The sequence below is a fragment of the Cellulosimicrobium sp. XJ-DQ-B-000 genome, from assembly GCF_031119065.1.
In the GTDB taxonomy this organism is placed as follows: domain Bacteria; phylum Actinomycetota; class Actinomycetes; order Actinomycetales; family Cellulomonadaceae; genus Cellulosimicrobium; species Cellulosimicrobium funkei.
In genome coordinates, this window is the sequence record NZ_JAVHYN010000005.1 from 150,009 (window position 1) to 165,728 (window position 15,720).

The 15,720-nt window shown below is 74.4% G+C and carries 13 protein-coding genes; all 13 read right to left on the reverse strand.

Going from position 1 to position 15,720, the window contains the following annotated elements; translation table 11 throughout:
* Positions 1-71 precede the first annotated feature (71 nt).
* Positions 72-713, reverse strand: a complete 642-nt coding sequence (locus tag RDI86_RS10050) for a Trp biosynthesis-associated membrane protein (protein WP_083711766.1) — start codon at positions 711-713, stop codon at positions 72-74.
* The gene (locus RDI86_RS10055; RefSeq protein ID WP_308821314.1) at positions 710-2,287 is read right to left on the reverse strand and encodes an anthranilate synthase component I; all 1,578 of its coding nucleotides are present in this window, start codon (positions 2,285-2,287) and stop codon (positions 710-712) included. Before RDI86_RS10055 ends, RDI86_RS10050 begins: the two co-directional genes overlap by 4 nt.
* Entirely contained in the window at positions 2,284-2,751 is a 468-nt protein-coding gene (hisI, locus tag RDI86_RS10060) for a phosphoribosyl-AMP cyclohydrolase (protein WP_076404777.1), read from the reverse strand. The genes RDI86_RS10055 and hisI overlap by 4 nt, the downstream gene beginning before the upstream one ends.
* A gap of 84 nt (positions 2,752-2,835) precedes the next feature.
* A complete protein-coding gene (locus tag RDI86_RS10065; RefSeq protein ID WP_308821315.1) occupies positions 2,836-4,725 on the reverse strand; it encodes an ABC transporter ATP-binding protein in 1,890 nt (629 codons plus the stop codon).
* Entirely contained in the window at positions 4,722-6,629 is a 1,908-nt protein-coding gene (locus RDI86_RS10070) for an ABC transporter ATP-binding protein (protein WP_137280680.1), read from the reverse strand. Before RDI86_RS10070 ends, RDI86_RS10065 begins: the two co-directional genes overlap by 4 nt.
* Before the next feature lie 252 nt (positions 6,630-6,881).
* Entirely contained in the window at positions 6,882-7,652 is a 771-nt protein-coding gene (hisF, locus tag RDI86_RS10075; protein ID WP_061267737.1) for an imidazole glycerol phosphate synthase subunit HisF, read from the reverse strand.
* Positions 7,649-8,716, reverse strand: a complete 1,068-nt coding sequence (locus RDI86_RS10080; protein ID WP_251176290.1) for an FKBP-type peptidyl-prolyl cis-trans isomerase — start codon at positions 8,714-8,716, stop codon at positions 7,649-7,651. Before RDI86_RS10080 ends, hisF begins: the two co-directional genes overlap by 4 nt.
* Positions 8,717-8,729: 13 nt before the next feature.
* Entirely contained in the window at positions 8,730-10,091 is a 1,362-nt protein-coding gene (gene pafA, locus RDI86_RS10085; RefSeq protein WP_021479769.1) for a Pup--protein ligase, read from the reverse strand.
* 6 nt (positions 10,092-10,097) lie between these two features.
* Positions 10,098-10,874, reverse strand: coding sequence for a proteasome subunit alpha (gene prcA / locus RDI86_RS10090; protein WP_082774449.1), 777 nt, complete (start codon positions 10,872-10,874; stop codon positions 10,098-10,100).
* On the reverse strand, positions 10,871-11,794 hold the full coding sequence (gene prcB, locus RDI86_RS10095) for a proteasome subunit beta (RefSeq protein ID WP_082774448.1): 924 nt from the start codon (positions 11,792-11,794) through the stop codon (positions 10,871-10,873). The genes prcA and prcB overlap by 4 nt, the downstream gene beginning before the upstream one ends.
* A 19-nt stretch (positions 11,795-11,813) precedes the next feature.
* The gene (locus RDI86_RS10100; RefSeq protein WP_021479766.1) at positions 11,814-12,014 is read right to left on the reverse strand and encodes a ubiquitin-like protein Pup; all 201 of its coding nucleotides are present in this window, start codon (positions 12,012-12,014) and stop codon (positions 11,814-11,816) included.
* Between the two features lie 150 nt (positions 12,015-12,164).
* The gene (gene dop, locus RDI86_RS10105; RefSeq protein WP_308821383.1) at positions 12,165-13,802 is read right to left on the reverse strand and encodes a depupylase/deamidase Dop; all 1,638 of its coding nucleotides are present in this window, start codon (positions 13,800-13,802) and stop codon (positions 12,165-12,167) included.
* Positions 13,803-13,888: 86 nt separating this feature from the next.
* The gene (gene arc, locus RDI86_RS10110) at positions 13,889-15,547 is read right to left on the reverse strand and encodes a proteasome ATPase (RefSeq protein ID WP_021479740.1); all 1,659 of its coding nucleotides are present in this window, start codon (positions 15,545-15,547) and stop codon (positions 13,889-13,891) included.
* Positions 15,548-15,720: the final 173 nt, after the last annotated feature.

The following is a 15,720-nucleotide window of genomic DNA, read 5'->3' on the forward strand; positions in this document are numbered from 1 at the left end:
TATCGGACCGGGCCGGGGCCCGTCCCGTCGCGGGACGTCGGCGGACGTCGCGTGGGACACGTCCGCGCTGCTCAGCGGTCCGTGGGGTCCTCGCCGCGGGAGAGCGCGTCCCACGCGTCGTGGTCGGAGACGTCCTCGGCGTCGGCGGGGCCGGCCGCGCCCTTGGCCTCGGGCGTCCCGTCCGCGGGCGTGCCGGCTGCCGTCGCGGGCGCCGCCCCGGCCCGCTCGTGCCGCGTCGAGGCGCTCGCCCACGACCGCGCGCCGCGCGCCACCCACACCACCACGAGCACGGTGAGCACGCCGAGCACGGCCGCCACCCAGGGCGCCGCGGTGAGCTCGACCGGTGCGATCAGCTCCGTCACGCCCGTCGCCTCGGCCACCGCCGACCGGGCGGTCGGTTCCGGGTCGATCGCGACGCTCAGCGCCGACACCGTCGCGACGACGCCGCTCGCCGCCGCGACCGCCAGGACGACCCACCGGCCGACACGTCCCACGAGGCCGAGCGCGAGCGCGGCCGCGACGAGCACGAGCGCGGCCGCGCTCACGCCGGGTGCGGCCGACGTGCCGGCCACCGCGACGTCGACCTGCGGGTCGAGCGCGGTGGCCCCCGTCGTGCGCAGCCACGTGGGCACGGCCGCCGCGAGGGTCGCGCCCCCGAGGAGCAGCAGGACCCAGATGGCCGTGCGGCGGGCCGGGCCGCCGGGGCGGCTCACGCGAGCCCCCGCAGCCGCGCCGCGACCTGCACGGCGCGGACCGCCGCGGCCGCCTTGTTGCGCGACTCCGCGTACTCGAGCGCCGGCACGGAGTCGGCGACGATCCCGCCCCCGGCCTGGACGCTCGCGCGCCCGTCGCGGATCAGCGCCGTGCGGATGGCGATCGCCATGTCCATGTTCCCGTCGAAGTCGAAGTACCCGGCCGTCCCACCGTAGATCCCGCGCGAGGCGGGCTCGAGCTCGTCGATGAGGGCGATCGCGCGCGGCTTGGGCGCGCCCGAGAGCGTCCCCGCGGGGAACGTGGCCCGGAAGGCGTCGAGCGCGGTCGCGCCGTCGCGCAGCGTGCCGACGACCGTCGAGCACAGGTGCATGATGTGGCTGAACCGCTTGGTCGCCATGAACTCCACGACCTCGACCGACGTCGGCTCGCAGACCTTGACGAGGTCGTTGCGCGAGAGGTCGACGAGCATGATGTGCTCCGCGAGCTCCTTGGGGTCCTCGCGCAGCTCCTCCCCGAGCGCGACGTCCTCCTCGGGCGTGGCGCCGCGCGGCCGCGAGCCCGCGATGGGGAACGTCGTGACCCGCCCGTCCTCGACCTTGACCAGCGTCTCCGGGCTCGACCCGACGACCGCGAAGTCGCGCCCGTCCGCGTCCGTGAGCTGGAAGTAGTACATGTACGGGCTCGGGTTGATCGTGCGCAGCGCCCGGTAGACGTCCAGCGGGTCCGCCGGGCAGTCGAGGTCCAGGCGCTGCGAGAGGACGACCTGGAAGACCTCGCCCTCGCGGATCGCGCCCTTGCCCGCCACGACGGACGCCTCGAACTCGTCGCGCGTCGAGCGGAACTCGAGCTCGGGCTCGACGGCGTCGGCGGCCACGACCGACGCGACGTGCGCACCGCCCGCGACGAGGCGCGCCTGCATCGCGTCCAGGCGCCGCACCGCGTCGGCGTACGCCTCGTCGACCCGCTCGTCCGTGTCGTCGAAGTTGATCGCGTTCGCCACGAGCCACACGCTGCCCTCCGCGTGGTCGACGACCGCGAGGTCCGTCGCGAGGCACAGCGTGAGCTCCGGGACGCCCAGCTCGTCGGGCGCGTGCGCGGGCAGCGTCGGCTCCCAGTGCCGGATGACGTCCCACCCGATCGCCCCGGCGAGCCCGCCCGTGAGCGGCGGGAGGCCGTCGACCGCGGGCGTGCGCAGCACGTCGAGCGTCGCCTCCAGCACCTCGACCACGTCGCCCTCGCGCGGGACGCCCGCGGGCACGTCGCCCGACCACACCGCCCGGCCGTCGCGCGCCGTGAGGGTCGCGCGGGACGCGACGCCGACGAACGAGTAGCGGGCCCAGCGCCCGTCCGACTCCGCGGACTCCAGCACGAAGGTGCCCGGGCGCCCCTGCGCGAGGGTGCGGTAGAGCCCGACGGGCGTGACGTCGTCGGCCAGGAGGCGCCGCACGACCGGGACGACCCGGCGGGAGCGGGCGAGCGCGCGGAAGCCGTCGAGCACGGGCCACGTCGTGCCCCACGCGGGCCCGCCCGCGGGGACGGTGGTGGTTCCGGCCGGGTCGACGGTCGTGCTCACTGGTTCTCCTCCTCGGGGTCCGGTCCGACGGCGGGCGCGGCCCCGGCGTCCGGGGCACCCGGCGCGGACGGCAGCTCGCCGACGACGGCGCCCAGGTCTCCGCCGGCCTCGAAGCACGTGCGGGTGCCCGTGTGGCACGCGGCGCCGACCTGGTGCACGCGCACGAGGAGCGCGTCGCCGTCGCAGTCGAGCGCGACCGAGCGCACCACCTGGACGTGGCCCGACGTGTCGCCCTTGCGCCAGTACTCCTGGCGCGACCGGCTCCAGAACGTCACCCGCCCGGTGGTCAGGGTGCGGTGGAGCGCCTCGTCGTCCATCCAGCCGAGCATGAGCACCTCGCCCGTGTCGTGCTGCTGGACGATCGCGGCGACCAGGCCGGCGTCGTCGCGCTTGAGCCGCGCGGCGACCTCGGGGTCGAGCGCGGACGGGGTCGTGGTCTGCGGGCCGGTCGTGGAGTCGGGCACCCGAGAATCCTGCCAGACGCCGGGCCGCCGCCGGTCCCCCGTCTCGCCCGACCCGGCGTGACGTCGGTCGCCCGGCCGCGCGGGTCAGCGGGTCTGGGAGACCCAGGCGTCGTGCATGCGGGCGTAGACCCCGCCCGCGCGGGCGAGGTCGTCGTGGTGGCCCACCTCCACGACGTGCCCGGCGTCGACGACGACGACGAGGTCGGCCGCCTCGGCCGTGGAGAGGCGGTGCGCGATCGTCAGCGTCGACCGGCCCGCGGTGAGCGACGCGAGCGCCCGCGCGATCCGGACCTCGGTCGCCGGGTCGACGGCGGACGTCGCCTCGTCGAGGACGAGCAGGTCCGCCTCGGCCAGGTAGGCCCGGACGAGCGCGACGAGCTGCCGCTCGCCCGCGGAGAGGGACTCGCCCCGCTGGCCGACCGAGGAGTCGAGCCCGTCCGGCAGGTCCGCGACCCAGTCGGTGAGGCCGAGCCGCTCGACGGCCGCCTCGATCCGGGCGCGACGCGCGGCGGCCGGCTCCTCCTCGGCGGCGCCCCGGAGCCCGTAGGCGACGTTGTCGGCGAGCGTCCCGTCGAACAGGAAGCCCTCCTGGGGCACGAGCACGACGCGCTCGCGCAGGGACGCCACGGACAGGTCGCGCAGGTCCGTGCCGTCCAGGAGCACGCGCCCGCCCGTCGGGTCCATGAGCCGCGTGACGAGCTTCGCGATCGTCGTCTTGCCCGAGCCGGTCGCGCCGACGACGGCGACCGAGGCACGCGCCGGCAGGTCGAGGTCGACGCCGTGCAGCACCTCGGGCCCGTCGGGGTAGGCGAACCGGACGCCCTCGAGGCGTACGTGGGCCGGGCCGCGCAGGCTGCGCACGCCGTCGGGGCCCTTGTCGACGACCTCGACCGGCGTCTCCAGGACCGCGAGGACGCGGCGCCAGCCCGCCACGGCGTTCTGCAGCTCGTTGAGGATCTCCGTCGCCATCTGGACGGGGCCGGTGAAGAGCTGGACGAGGAACAGGAAGGCGAGGAGCTGCCCCACCGAGATGTCGCCCGCCACGCCGAGCAGCGACCCGACGACCACGACGACCGCGAGCACGAGGTTCGCCACGAGCACGCCGCTCGAGAACACGACGGCGACGAGCTTCTGCGCCCGGACCATCGCGCGCCGCGTCGCGTCGACCGCGGCGTCGATGCGGCGGGCCGTCCGGGCCCCGGCGCCGTACGCGCGGATGGTCTCCGCGCCGACGACGGACTCCGAGATCGCGCCGAGCATCGCGCCGACCCGCGCGCGGACCTGGGTGTACGCGTCGTTGACCCGCGCCTGCGCGGGGCGCAGGACGAGGAACAGCGGCACGAAGCACGCCCACACCACGAGCGTGAGCTGCCAGGAGTACACCGCCATGAGCGCCGTCGCGACGCCGATCTGCAGCACCGAGACGAGCAGCATGATGCCGCCCCACTGCACGAACAGCGAGATCGTGTCGACGTCGCTCGTGACGCGCGAGACGAGCGACCCGCGCCGCTCGGAGTTCTGGGTGAGCACCGACAGGTCGTGCACGTGCCGGAACGCGCGTACGCGCAGCGCGGCGAGGCCCGCCTCCGTCGACCGGAACAGGCGCACGTTGACGAGGGCCGAGCACAACCCGGCGAGGACGAGGATCACGGCGGCGGCGCCCACGAGCACCGCGACGCGCGTCGTGTCCGGACCGCCGTCGGCGAGCACGCCCGTGTCGATGGTCTGCTGCACGGTCACGGGCACGACGACCCGGCCGAGCGCGGCGGCGACGGCGAGGCCGAGAGTCACCCAGATGCCGGCGAGGATCTGCGGCGACACCTGCACGCCGCGACGCAGCGTCGCGAGGACGCCCAGGGAGCTCGCCGAGGCGATGCGCGCGTCGCCGGTGCGGACGTCCGCGCCGCCGTCGACGGCGGGACCCGCGCCCCGGCGGGGCGACCGTCCGGGTCGTTCGGTCGTGGTCCGGGTCATTCCTCCAGCGCCCCCGTCTCGACGTGCCGCACGACGTCGTCCTCCTCCGTCTCCTCCTGGCGCGCGAGGTCGTCGTCCCGGTGACCGTCGCGGACCTGCTCGTCCTCGCCCGCCTCGCGCACGGAGTCGTCCGTCGCGTCGGCGCGCTCGTTCTCCCGGCGCTCCGCCTCGCGCGCGTACGCGGTCGCGAGCTCGCGGTACCCCGGGTCGCGGGCGAGCAGCTCGTCGTGCGTCCCGACGTCCACCACCCGCCCGGACTCCACGTGCACGACGACGTCCGCGAGCGCGACGCTCGACATGCGGTAGGCGACCATCACGACCGTCGGGCGGTCGTCGCCGCCCCGCGCGACGCCCGCGAGGATCTCCTGCTCGACCCGCGGGTCGACGGCCGAGGTCGCGTCGTCGAGGACGAGGAGGCGAGGACGCCGGACGAGCGCGCGCGCGATCGCGAGACGCTGGCGCTGGCCACCGGACAGGTTGGCCCCCCGCTCCCCGAGCGGGGCGTCGAGGCCCTCCGGGAGCCGCTCGACGACGTCGTCCACGCGCGCGAGCCGCAGGGCCGCCCAGACCTCCGCGTCGTCCGGGCCGGGGTCGCCGTCGTCGACGAGCGTGACGTTCGCGCGCACGGTGTCCTCGAACACGAACGCCTGCTGCGCGACGAGGGCGACCTGCGTCGTGAGGTCCGCCTCGCGCACGTCGCGCACGTCCGTGCCGTCGAGGAGCACGCGCCCGCGCGTCGGGTCCGAGAGCCGCGCGAGGAGCGAGACGAGCGTCGTCTTGCCGGCGCCCGTCGGGCCCACGACGGCGACCGTCGTCCCCGGCGCCACGGTGAGGTCCACGCCGTCGAGCAGCGTGAGCTCGCGGCCGCCCGCCCGGACATCGACACCGACGCCCTCGAGCCGCACGCCCAGCCCGGCACCCGTCCCGCTCAGGGCCGACGTCCCGGGACGCAGCACGCCCCCGGCGTCGACGACGCGGCTGATGCGCTCGTACCCGACGAGCGCGCGCGGGAGCTCGCCGAGGACCCAGCCGAACGCGCGGACCGGCACGGCCATGACGGTCAGGAGGTACGCGGCGGTGATGATGTCGCCGGGCGCGACGTCGCCCGCGGTGAGGCGCACGGTCCCGACGCCCAGCACGAGGAGCGTGCCGAGCGACGGCAGGAGCTCGATGACGGGGTCGAAGAACGCGCGCACGACGCCGACCCGCACGTTCGCGGCGCGCAGCTCGTCGGTGCGCTCGGCGAAGCGGCGCTCCTCGCGGTCCGCGGTGCCGAGCGACGTGACGAGGAGCGCGGCCTCGAAGCTCTCGTGCGCGACGTCGGACACCTCGGCGCGCAGCTGCTGCGCCCGCGTGATGGCGGGCGACATGTAGCGCTGGAACACGATGTTCACGGCGACGGCGACAGGGATCACGACGAGCGCCGCGCACGCGAGCCAGACGTCCACCCGGAAGAGCATCACGGCGGCGACGCCGATCATGACGACGACGCCCAGCGCGAACGGCAGCGGGTTGAAGACGCCCGTCGCGGCCTCGACGTCGGAGTTCGCGTTCGACAGGAGCTGCCCGGCCGGGTGCGAGCGGTGCCACGACATCGGCAGGCGCAGGTACTGGCGGGTCACCGCGGTGCGGTGGCGTGCCTGCAGCGCGGCGTACCCGTTGCCCGCGAAGATGCGCCGCGCGGCGACGCTCACCGCGAGCGAGAGCGCGATCCCGGCGAGCACGAGGCCCGCGACCCAGATGCGGCCGCGCGCAGCCTCGTCGCCCGCGAGCGCGGGCACCACGACGTCGTCGGTGACCCGGCCGACCGCGCTGCTCACGGCGACGGTCAGCGCGCCGAACAGCGCGGAGGACCCGATCGCCAGCACGTAGGTGCGCGGCTCGTCGCGGATGCCGCGCCCCATGAGCGCGAGCGAGCGGCGGACCCGGGAGCCGGTGAGCGCGTGCGGTCGGCGGACCGACGGCTCGGCGGGGAGCCGGTCGCGGGAGCGGTCGTGCCGGGCGGCGGTGGCCGGCGGGTCGGTCGGGGCGGGCGGGGCGTCGGCGCCGGTGGGGCGCGTCCTGCTGCCGGGCACGGGACGGTCCTCGTCTTTCGTTCAGGGGGTGGCCCGATCCTCTCACGGGCGCCCGACACCGCCGCCGGGCGTCCGCGCCGGTCAGCGCACCCGCACGCCCTCGGCCCGCATCGCGTCCTTCACCTGGCCGACGGTGAGGGCGCCGAAGTGGAAGACGCTCGCGGCGAGCACCGCGTCCGCCCCGGCGCGCGCCGCCGCCACGAAGTGCTCGGGCGCGCCCGCCCCGCCGCTCGCGATCAGCGGCACACGCACCTCGGAGCGCACCGCGGCGAGCATCTCGAGGTCGAACCCGGCGGTCGTGCCGTCCGCGTCCATCGAGTTGAGCAGGATCTCGCCCGCGCCCAGCCCCGCTGCGCGCGACGCCCACTCCACGGCGTCGATCCCCGTGCCGCGACGCCCGCCGTGGGTCGTCACCTCGTAGCCGGACTCCGTCCGCACGTCGCCGGTCGTGCGGCGCGCGTCCACCGAGAGCACGAGCACCTGGCTGCCGAAACGGTCCGCGATCTCCGCGATGAGCTCCGGACGGGCGATCGCCGCCGTGTTCACGCCGACCTTGTCCGCGCCCGCGCGCAGGAGACGGTCCACGTCGTCCGCCGAGCGGACCCCGCCACCGACGGTGAGCGGGACGAAGACCTGCTCGGCGGTCCGCCGCACGACGTCGTACGTCGTCTCCCGGTTGCCGGACGACGCCGAGACGTCGAGGAACGTCAGCTCGTCGGCGCCCTCGGTGTCGTAGCGGGCGGCGAGCTCGACGGGGTCGCCCGCGTCGCGCAGGTTCTCGAAGTTCACGCCCTTGACGACGCGTCCCGCGTCGACGTCGAGGCACGGGATCACGCGGATCGCGACGGTCATGGGGAGTCTCCTCGGTCGGCCGGCGCTCCGCCGGTCGTGTCGGTGCCGGCCGTGCCGGTCGTGTCGGTGCCGGCCGTGCCGGCTGTGTCGTCGGCCGTGCCGGTGTCGCCCGCGCTCTCCTCGGTCACGGGGAACTGGGCGTCGAGGATGTCGACGACGTAGACGAGCGTCTCGCCGGCCAGCGGGTTGGCGGTCGCGCCGTAGGCCAGGTCGGGCGGCACGACGAGGAGCACCTGGCTCCCCACCGACTGCTCGAGGAGCCCTTGCTCCCACCCCTCGATGACCTCGCCGATGCCGATCATCACCGACAGGGGCGCCGCGCCGTCCGTCCACGTCGAGTCGAAGACCTCGCCGTCGGACCAGCGCACGCCCGAGTACCGGACGGTGACCACCTGACCGACCTCGACCTGGCGCCCGTCGCCGCGGACGAGCGGCTGCACCACGAGGCCCGCGGGCGCCGCGGCCTCCGACGGGACGGTGACGCTCGGTGCGCCCTGCTCGTCGAGCGTCACCGTGGGCAGGCCGTCGACCGGCTCGACCGGCTCCCCGGACGCACGCGTCGGCAGGACGTCGACGACCAGGGCGACGGGGACGCCGTCGTCCACCTCGAGGCGCAGCAGGCGCGCCCCCACGCGCTGGCCCCGCAGAAGGTCACGCAGCTCGCGGCCGACGGACTCGTCGGTCAGCGTGCGCCAGCGCGGCGCGTCCGTGTACGTGTTCTGCAGGACGGTGCCGTCGCGCAGGTCCTCCGCGTAGAGGTTGAGCAGCAGCGGGCCGCCGTCGACGAGCTCCGCCCCGGCGCCCGGCCACACCACCTCCGACCGCGCGTCCGGCACGTCGAGCGGCGCGCGGTACTCCAGCGCCGGCGGGGCGCCGGACGACCCGGCGACCGTGAGGTCGGTGTTGAGCGGCGTCTCCGTCGCGTCCTCCGGCTCCGTGCACGCACCGAGCACGAGCGCCGCGAGGAGCGCCACGAGCAGCACGAGCGCGGCCCGGGACGCGGGCGCACGACGAGCGCGCCGGACGCCCCGAGGGCGCCCGGCCGCGAGGGCCAGGTTCGTCACATCACGTCCTGCATCACATCGACTCGATGAGGCGCTCCACGCGCTCGTCGACGTTCCGGAACGGGTCCTTGCACAGCACGGTGCGCTGCGCCTGGTCGTTGAGCTTGAGGTGCACCCAGTCCACCGTGTAGTCCCGGCGGGCCTCCTGGGCGGCGCGCACGAAGTCGCCGCGCAGCTTCGCGCGCGTGGTCTGCGGCGGGACGGCCGTCGACTCGAACACCTCGAGGTCCGTGGTCACCCGCTCGACCATGCCGCGTGCCGCGAGCAGGTTGTACAGCCCCTCGGTGCGCGAGATGTCGTGGTAGGCGAGGTCGAGGCGCGCGATCCGCGGGTCGTCGAGCTCGAGACCGTGCTTGGCCTGGTAGCGCTGGATCAGGCGGTACTTGATGACCCAGTCCAGCTCGCGGTCGACGAGCGAGAGGTCGCCCGTCTCGAGGGCGCGCAGCCCGCGCTCCCACAGGTCGAGCACCTGCTTGACGACGGGCGTCGGCGCGACGTCCTGCTCGACGAACTCGCGCACGCGCTGCAGGTACTCGCCCTGGAGGTCGATCGCGGTGACCGTCCGGCCGCTCGCGAGCTGGACGGGCTGCTTGCCCGTCATGTCGTGGCTGATCTCGCGGATCGACCGGATGGGGTTCTCGAGCGCCAGGTCCCGCATGGGGACCCCCGCCTCGACCATGCGCAGGATGAGGTCGGTCGAGCCGACCTTGAGCATGGTCGTCGTCTCCGCCATCGAGGAGTCCCCGACGATGACGTGCAGGCGCCGATAGCTCTCGGCGTCGGCGTGCGGCTCGTCGCGCGTGTTGATGATCGGGCGCGACCTGGTCGTCGCGCTCGACACCGCCTCCCAGATGTGGTCGGCGCGCTGGGACAGGCAGTACACGGCGCCACGCGGCGTCGCGAGGACCTTGCCGGCGCCAGTGAGGACCTGGCGCGTGATGAGGAACGGCACGAGGACGTCCGACAGGCGAGCGAAGTCGCCCTGGCGTCGCACGAGGTAGTTCTCGTGGCAGCCGTACGAGTTGCCCGCCGAGTCGGTGTTGTTCTTGAACAGGTGGATCCGGCCGGGCAGTCCCTCGTGCTCGAGCCGCTGCTGCGCGTCCGCGACGAGGCCCTCGAGGATCCGCTCGCCGCCACGGTCGTACGCGACGAGCTGACGGACGTCGTCGCACTCCGCCGTCGCGTACTCGGGGTGCGAGCCGACGTCCAGGTACAGCCGGGAGCCGTTGCGCAGGAACACGTTCGACGAGCGGCCCCAGGCGACCACCTTGCGGAAGAGGTACCGCGCGACCTCGTCCGCCGAGAGCCCGCGCCCGTCGTCGGACGCGCACGTCACGCCGTACTCGGTCTCCAGCCCGAAGATCCTGCGGTCCATGCGGCGCTACCCCTCGTCCGTCGGGCCGGTGCCCGTCGTGTCGTCGGGCGCGCCCTCGGCGGTCCCGTCGGTGGTGGTCGCCGCGTCGTCGTCCGCGAGGAGGCCCTCGAGGACGGAGCCCGTGAGACGGCGGAACGCGCGCCGGGGCCGGGTGCGGTCCAGGACGGCCACCTCGAGCTGCGCGGCCGGGATGGTGCGGGCGTCGTCCGCCTCGCCGCCGGACGCGAGCGCGTGCACCGCCAGGCGCAGCACCTCGGCGAGCCCGAGACCGGGCCGCCACGCGTCCTGGAGCACGCGACCGAGCTGGTCGGCCTGGCCGCCCATGACGACCACGCCCTGCTCGTCGGCGACGGAGCCGTCGTAGGAGATGCGGTAGAGCTGGTCCTGCTCCGCCGTGCGACCGACCTCCGCGACGACGAGCTCGACCTCGAGCGGCTTCGACTCCGTGGTGAACACCGTGCCGAGCGTCTGGGCGTACGCGTTCGCGAGACCGCGCGCGTTGACGTCCGTGCGGTCGTAGGAGTAGCCGCGCAGGTCCGCGTACCGCACCCCGGCGACGCGCAGGTTCTCGAACTCGTTGTACTTGCCCACCGCGGCGAACGCGATGCGGTCGTAGATCTCCGAGATCTTGTGCAGCGCGCGCGACGGGTTCTCCGTCGCGAACGCGATGCCGTCCTCGTAGGCGAGGACCACGACCGACCGGCCGCGCGCGATGCCCTTGCGCGCGAAGTCCGCCCGGTCCTTCATCAGCTGCTCGGGCGAGACGTAGAAAGGCATGTTCACGCGTCGTCACCTCCGGTCGGGCCGTCCTGCGGGCGGTCGTGCGGGACGGCCTCGGCGTTCGTCACCGGGGGACGGCCGCGCTCCACGCCCGCCCCGGAGCGCTCCGCCACGATCTGCTCGACGACCGCCGCGAGCTCGTCGTCCGGCACGCGCTCGTAGCCGTCGGCCGTGACGACCGCGACCACCGGCCAGATCCGGCGGACCGGGTCCGGGCCGCCGGTGGCCGAGTCGTCGTCCGCCGCGTCGTAGAGCGCCTCGACCGCGACGCGCACGGAGGCCGCCCGGTCGAGACCGGTGCGCCACAGCTTCTTCAGTGAGCCGCGCGCGAAGACCGAGCCCGATCCCACCGAGTGGTACGCCCGCTCCTCGTACCGCCCGCCCGTGACGTCGTACGAGAAGATCCGGCCGGCGCCGCGGTCGAGGTCGAACCCGGCGAAGAGCGGCACGACCGCGAGGCCCTGCATGGCGAGGCCGAGGTTCTGGCGGATCATCGTCGACAGGCGGTTCGCCTTGCCGTCGAGCGAGAGCAGCGCGCCCTCGATCTTCTCGTAGTGCTCGAGCTCGAGCTGGAACAGGCGCACGAGCTCGACGGCGATCCCCGCCGTCCCGGCGATACCCACGGCCGAGTACTCGTCGGCCGGGAAGACCTTCTCGATCTCCCGGTTCGCGATCATCGAGCCCATCGTCGCGCGGCGGTCCCCCGCCATCACGACGCCCGCGCCCACGCCCTCGGCGCCGAACGTCAGCGCCACGATCGTGGTGGCGTGCGGCGCGTCCGGAAGCGTGCCGGACGCCGCGTGCCCGGCCACGCGGTGCGACGGCAGCAGGTCGGGGGCGTGCCCGGACAGGAACTCCAGGAAGGACGACGACCCGGGGGTCGTGAACGCGTCGGGCAGGCGCCCGGGCTGGTCCGTGCTCATCGGGTTGCCGTCACCCTTCCTACTCGCCGCCCTTCTGCACGAAGCCCCGGACGAAGGACTCCGCGTTCGTCTCCAGGACCTCGTCGATCTCCTCGAGGAGCGCGTCCACCTCGGCGTCGCGCGACTGCGCCTGCGGCGCGACCGGGGTCGCCGGGGCCTCGGGCTCGTCGTCGGGACGCCGGTCCTCGTGCGACGCGTGCGTGCGTTCGGTACCCGCCATGGCTGCCTCCTCGTCCGTCGGCCGGCCTCGCGCCGACGCTCTGTCCGTTCCAACCCCGTCCGGGCTCGCGCCCTTCCCGGCCCTGCTCGCACGCGGCGCCCCTCCCACGGAGGGCGGGCGCCGTCGTGCGTCCAGCCTAGTCGCCGCCGGTCACGACGGGCCTGCCAGACCCGCCAGCAGCGCGGCGGCGTCCGGGCTCGCGTCGAGCAGCGCCCCGATGTGGGCGCGCGTCCCGCGCAGCGGGTCCATCATCGGGACGCGCTGGAGCGACGGCGCGCCCGGCACATCGAAGATCACCGAGTCCCAGCTCGCCGCGGAGACCTCGTCGCCGTAGCGCGCCATGACCTCGCCGCGGAAGAACGCGCGCGTGTCCTCGGGCGCGTGGTGCACCGCCGCGCCGACCTCGCGCTCGGTGACCACCCGGTCCACGGCGTCGGCGGCGAGGAGGCGGTGGTAGATGCCGCGCTCGGGCCGCACGTCGGACCACTGGAGGTCCATCGCCGCGAGGCGCGAGTGGCCCCAGTCGAGACCGTCGCGCTCGCGCAGGCGGTCGAGGAGCCGCAGCTTCGCGACCCACTCGACGTCGCGCCCGCACGCGTCGCGGTCGGTCGCCAGACGGTCGAGCACCGAGCGCCACCGCGCGAGCACGTCGCGCGTCGGGGCGTCGACCCCGTCCGGTCCCGCGAGGCGCTCCGCCGCGTCGGCGGCGACCTCCAGGTACTCGCGCTGCACCTCGAGCGCCGTCAGCTCGCGCCCGTCGGCGAGGGCGAGACGACGCGTCAGGTCGAGGTCGCGGCTCACGCGCTGGACGTCCGCGACCGGGTCCGCGAGGCGCAGCCCGGCCAGGCGGGCGCGCACCTCCGGGCCGAGCTCTTCCAGGTGCTCGACGACGAAGAGCACGAGCGACGTCGTGCCCGTCTTGAGGTAGGTCGCGGTCTCGAACATGTTCGCGTCGCCGATGATGAGGTGCAGCCGGCGCCAGCGCTGCCGGTCCGCGTGCGGCTCGTCGCGCGTGTTGACGATGGGGCGGCGCAGCGTCGTCTCCAGCCCGACCTCCGCCTCGACGTAGTCGGCGCGCTGGGAGATCTGGAACCCGTGCTCCTCCCCCGCCGGGCCGAGCCCCACGCGCCCCGAGCCGGCGAACACCTGCCGGGTCACGAGGAACGGCGTGAGCATCTCCACGAGGACGCCGAACGGCACCTCGCGGTCGACGAGGAAGTTCTCGTGGGTCCCGTAGCTCGCGCCCTTGCCGTCGACGTTGTTCTTGTAGAGCACGACGCCGCCGCCCGGCACCTGGGCCAGCTCGCGCGCCGCGGCGAGCATGACCCGCTCCCCCGCGACGTCCCAGCACACGACGTCGTGCGGCACCGTGACCTCGGGCGAGGAGTACTCGGGGTGCGCGTGGTCGACGTAGAGCCGGGCGCCGTTGGTGAGGATGACGTTCGCCGCGCTCGGGTCGTCGTACTCCTCCGTCGTCGGCCGCGCGACCTCTTGGAGGGAGGCCCCGGCGGCGCCGCCCTCCGCGGCCCGGTCGACCGGCCCCGACGGCGCGGGGCGCGACGGGTCGTCCGTCAGGAGGGACGGGTGCGCCGACGCGCGCGGCACGTGGAACCCCCGCGCGTCCTGCAGCGGGTCCTCGTCGTCGTAGTCCCAGCGCGCCCGACCCCGGGCGCCGTCGCTGCGCGCGGCGAGCGCCCGGTACGTGGTGACGACCTGGCTCGACATGAGCATCGGGTTCGCCATCGGCTTCCCCGGCTGCAGGACGCCGTACTCCGTCTCGATCCCCATGACCCGTCGTACGCTCACGCGCTCACCCTATGTCCGCCCTCCGACGCCGCGCCGCGCCGTCCACGGGGCGGCGCGACCACCCCTGCTTACAGGTACTGGCCGGTGTTGGTGACCGTGTCGATGGTGCGCGGCGAGCCGCCCTCCCCCTTCTTCTGGACGATCGTGCGGATGAAGACGATGCGCTCGCCCTTCTTCCCGCTGATGCGCGCCCAGTCGTCGGGGTTGGTGGTGTTCGGCAGGTCCTCGTTCTCCTTGAACTCGTCGACGCACGCGGCGAGCAGGTGGTCGACGCGGATGCCGCGCTGGCCCGTGGCCAGGAGGTCCTTGATCGCCGACTTCTTCGCGCGGTCCACGACGTTCTGGATCATCGCGCCCGAGTTGAAGTCCTTGAAGTACAGGATCTCCTTGTCGCCGCTGGCGTAGGTGACCTCGAGGAACTGGTTCTCCTCCTCCTCGGAGTACATGCGCTCCACGACCGAGCGGATCATCGCGTCGAGGGCCTCGCGCTGGTTGCCGCCGTGCTCGGCGAGGTCGGCCGCGTGGATCGGCAGGTCCTCCGTGAGGTACTTGGCGAAGATCTCCTTGGCGCCCTCGGCGTCGGGCCGCTCGATCTTGATCTTCACGTCGAGGCGCCCGGGCCGCAGGATGGCAGGGTCGATCATGTCCTCGCGGTTCGACGCCCCGATGACGATGACGTTGTCCAGCCGCTCGACGCCGTCGATCTCGGCGAGGAGCTGGGGCACGATCGTCGTCTCAACGTCCGACGACAGGCCCGTCCCGCGGGTGCGGAACAGCGACTCCATCTCGTCGAAGAACACGACGACGGGCGTCCCCTGCGACGCCTTCTCCCGAGCGCGGGCGAAGATCAGCCGGATGTGCCGCTCGGTCTCGCCCACGTACTTGTTGAGCAGCTCGGGGCCCTTGACGTTGAGGAAGTAGCTGCGCGCCGCGCCCGAGCCGTCCTCCACCTGCTCGCCGCGCGCCCGCGCCACGGTGTGCGCGAGCGAGTTGGCGACGGCCTTGGCGATGAGCGTCTTGCCGCACCCGGGCGGCCCGTACAGCAGCACGCCCTTGGGCGGGTGCAGGCCGTGCTCGCGGAACAGGTCGGGGTGCGTGAACGGCAGCTCGACGGCGTCGCGGATCTGCTCGATCTGGGGCCCGAGACCGCCGATGTCCTCGTACTCGATGTCCGGGACCTCTTCGAGGACGAGCTCCTCGACCTCGGACTTCGGGATGACCTCGAACACGAAGCCGCTGCGCGTGTCGATGGTGAGCGAGTCGCCGACGCGGAGCGTCGTGCGCGCGACCGACCCGGCGAGCCGCACGACCCGCTCCTCGTCGGCCCGGCCGACGACGAGCACGCGGTCGGCGTCGAGGATCTCCTTGACCGTGACGATCTCGCCCGTGCGCTCGTAGCCGCCCGCGGCGACGACGGTCATCGCCTCGTTGAGCTTGACCTCCTGCCCCGGACGCAGGCGCTGGACGTCGAGGCTGGGGCTCGCGCCGACGTGCATCTTGCGTCCGGCGGCGGACACGTCGACCGATCCGTCCGGGTGCGCGGCGAGGAACACCGCGTACGTGCCCGGGGGCTTGGCGAGGTCGTCGATCTGCCGCTTGAGGTCGAGGATCTGGTCCCGGGCCGCGCGCAGCGCCTCGGCGAGCCTCTCGTTCTTCGCGGACAGCAGCGCGAGCTCGCGCGCGCCGTCCTGCGGGGCCTGGTCGCTACGGCCGAATGTCTCGCTCATCGGGTGTCCCTCTCGCCGCCGGCTCGCCCGACCACGGGTGGACGGCGGACGACGGGCCTCGCGAGGCGCCCGTGCCGACCATCGTCCGGCGGTCGGGTGTAGACCTTAGGCACAAGTCTCGCCCGTGCACACGGACGACACCCAGGGTGAGACGGCGGCGCCCCGATCGTTAC

Bases quoted from the DNA above. Each gene is read 5' to 3' on its own strand.
- arc (WP_021479740.1), bottom strand. From the start codon at position 15,547: ATGAGCGAGACATTCGGCCGTAGCGACCAGGCCCCGCAGGACGGCGCG.
- hisF (WP_061267737.1), bottom strand. From the start codon at position 7,652: ATGACCGTCGCGATCCGCGTGATCCCGTGCCTCGACGTCGACGCGGGA.
- pafA (WP_021479769.1), bottom strand. From the start codon at position 10,091: ATGGACCGCAGGATCTTCGGGCTGGAGACCGAGTACGGCGTGACGTGC.
- RDI86_RS10100 (WP_021479766.1), bottom strand. From the start codon at position 12,014: ATGGCGGGTACCGAACGCACGCACGCGTCGCACGAGGACCGGCGTCCC.
- RDI86_RS10070 (WP_137280680.1), bottom strand. From the start codon at position 6,629: ATGGGGCGCGGCATCCGCGACGAGCCGCGCACCTACGTGCTGGCGATC.
- prcB (WP_082774448.1), bottom strand. From the start codon at position 11,794: ATGAGCACGGACCAGCCCGGGCGCCTGCCCGACGCGTTCACGACCCCC.
- RDI86_RS10065 (WP_308821315.1), bottom strand. From the start codon at position 4,725: ATGACCCGGACCACGACCGAACGACCCGGACGGTCGCCCCGCCGGGGC.
- dop (WP_308821383.1), bottom strand. From the start codon at position 13,802: ATGGGGATCGAGACGGAGTACGGCGTCCTGCAGCCGGGGAAGCCGATG.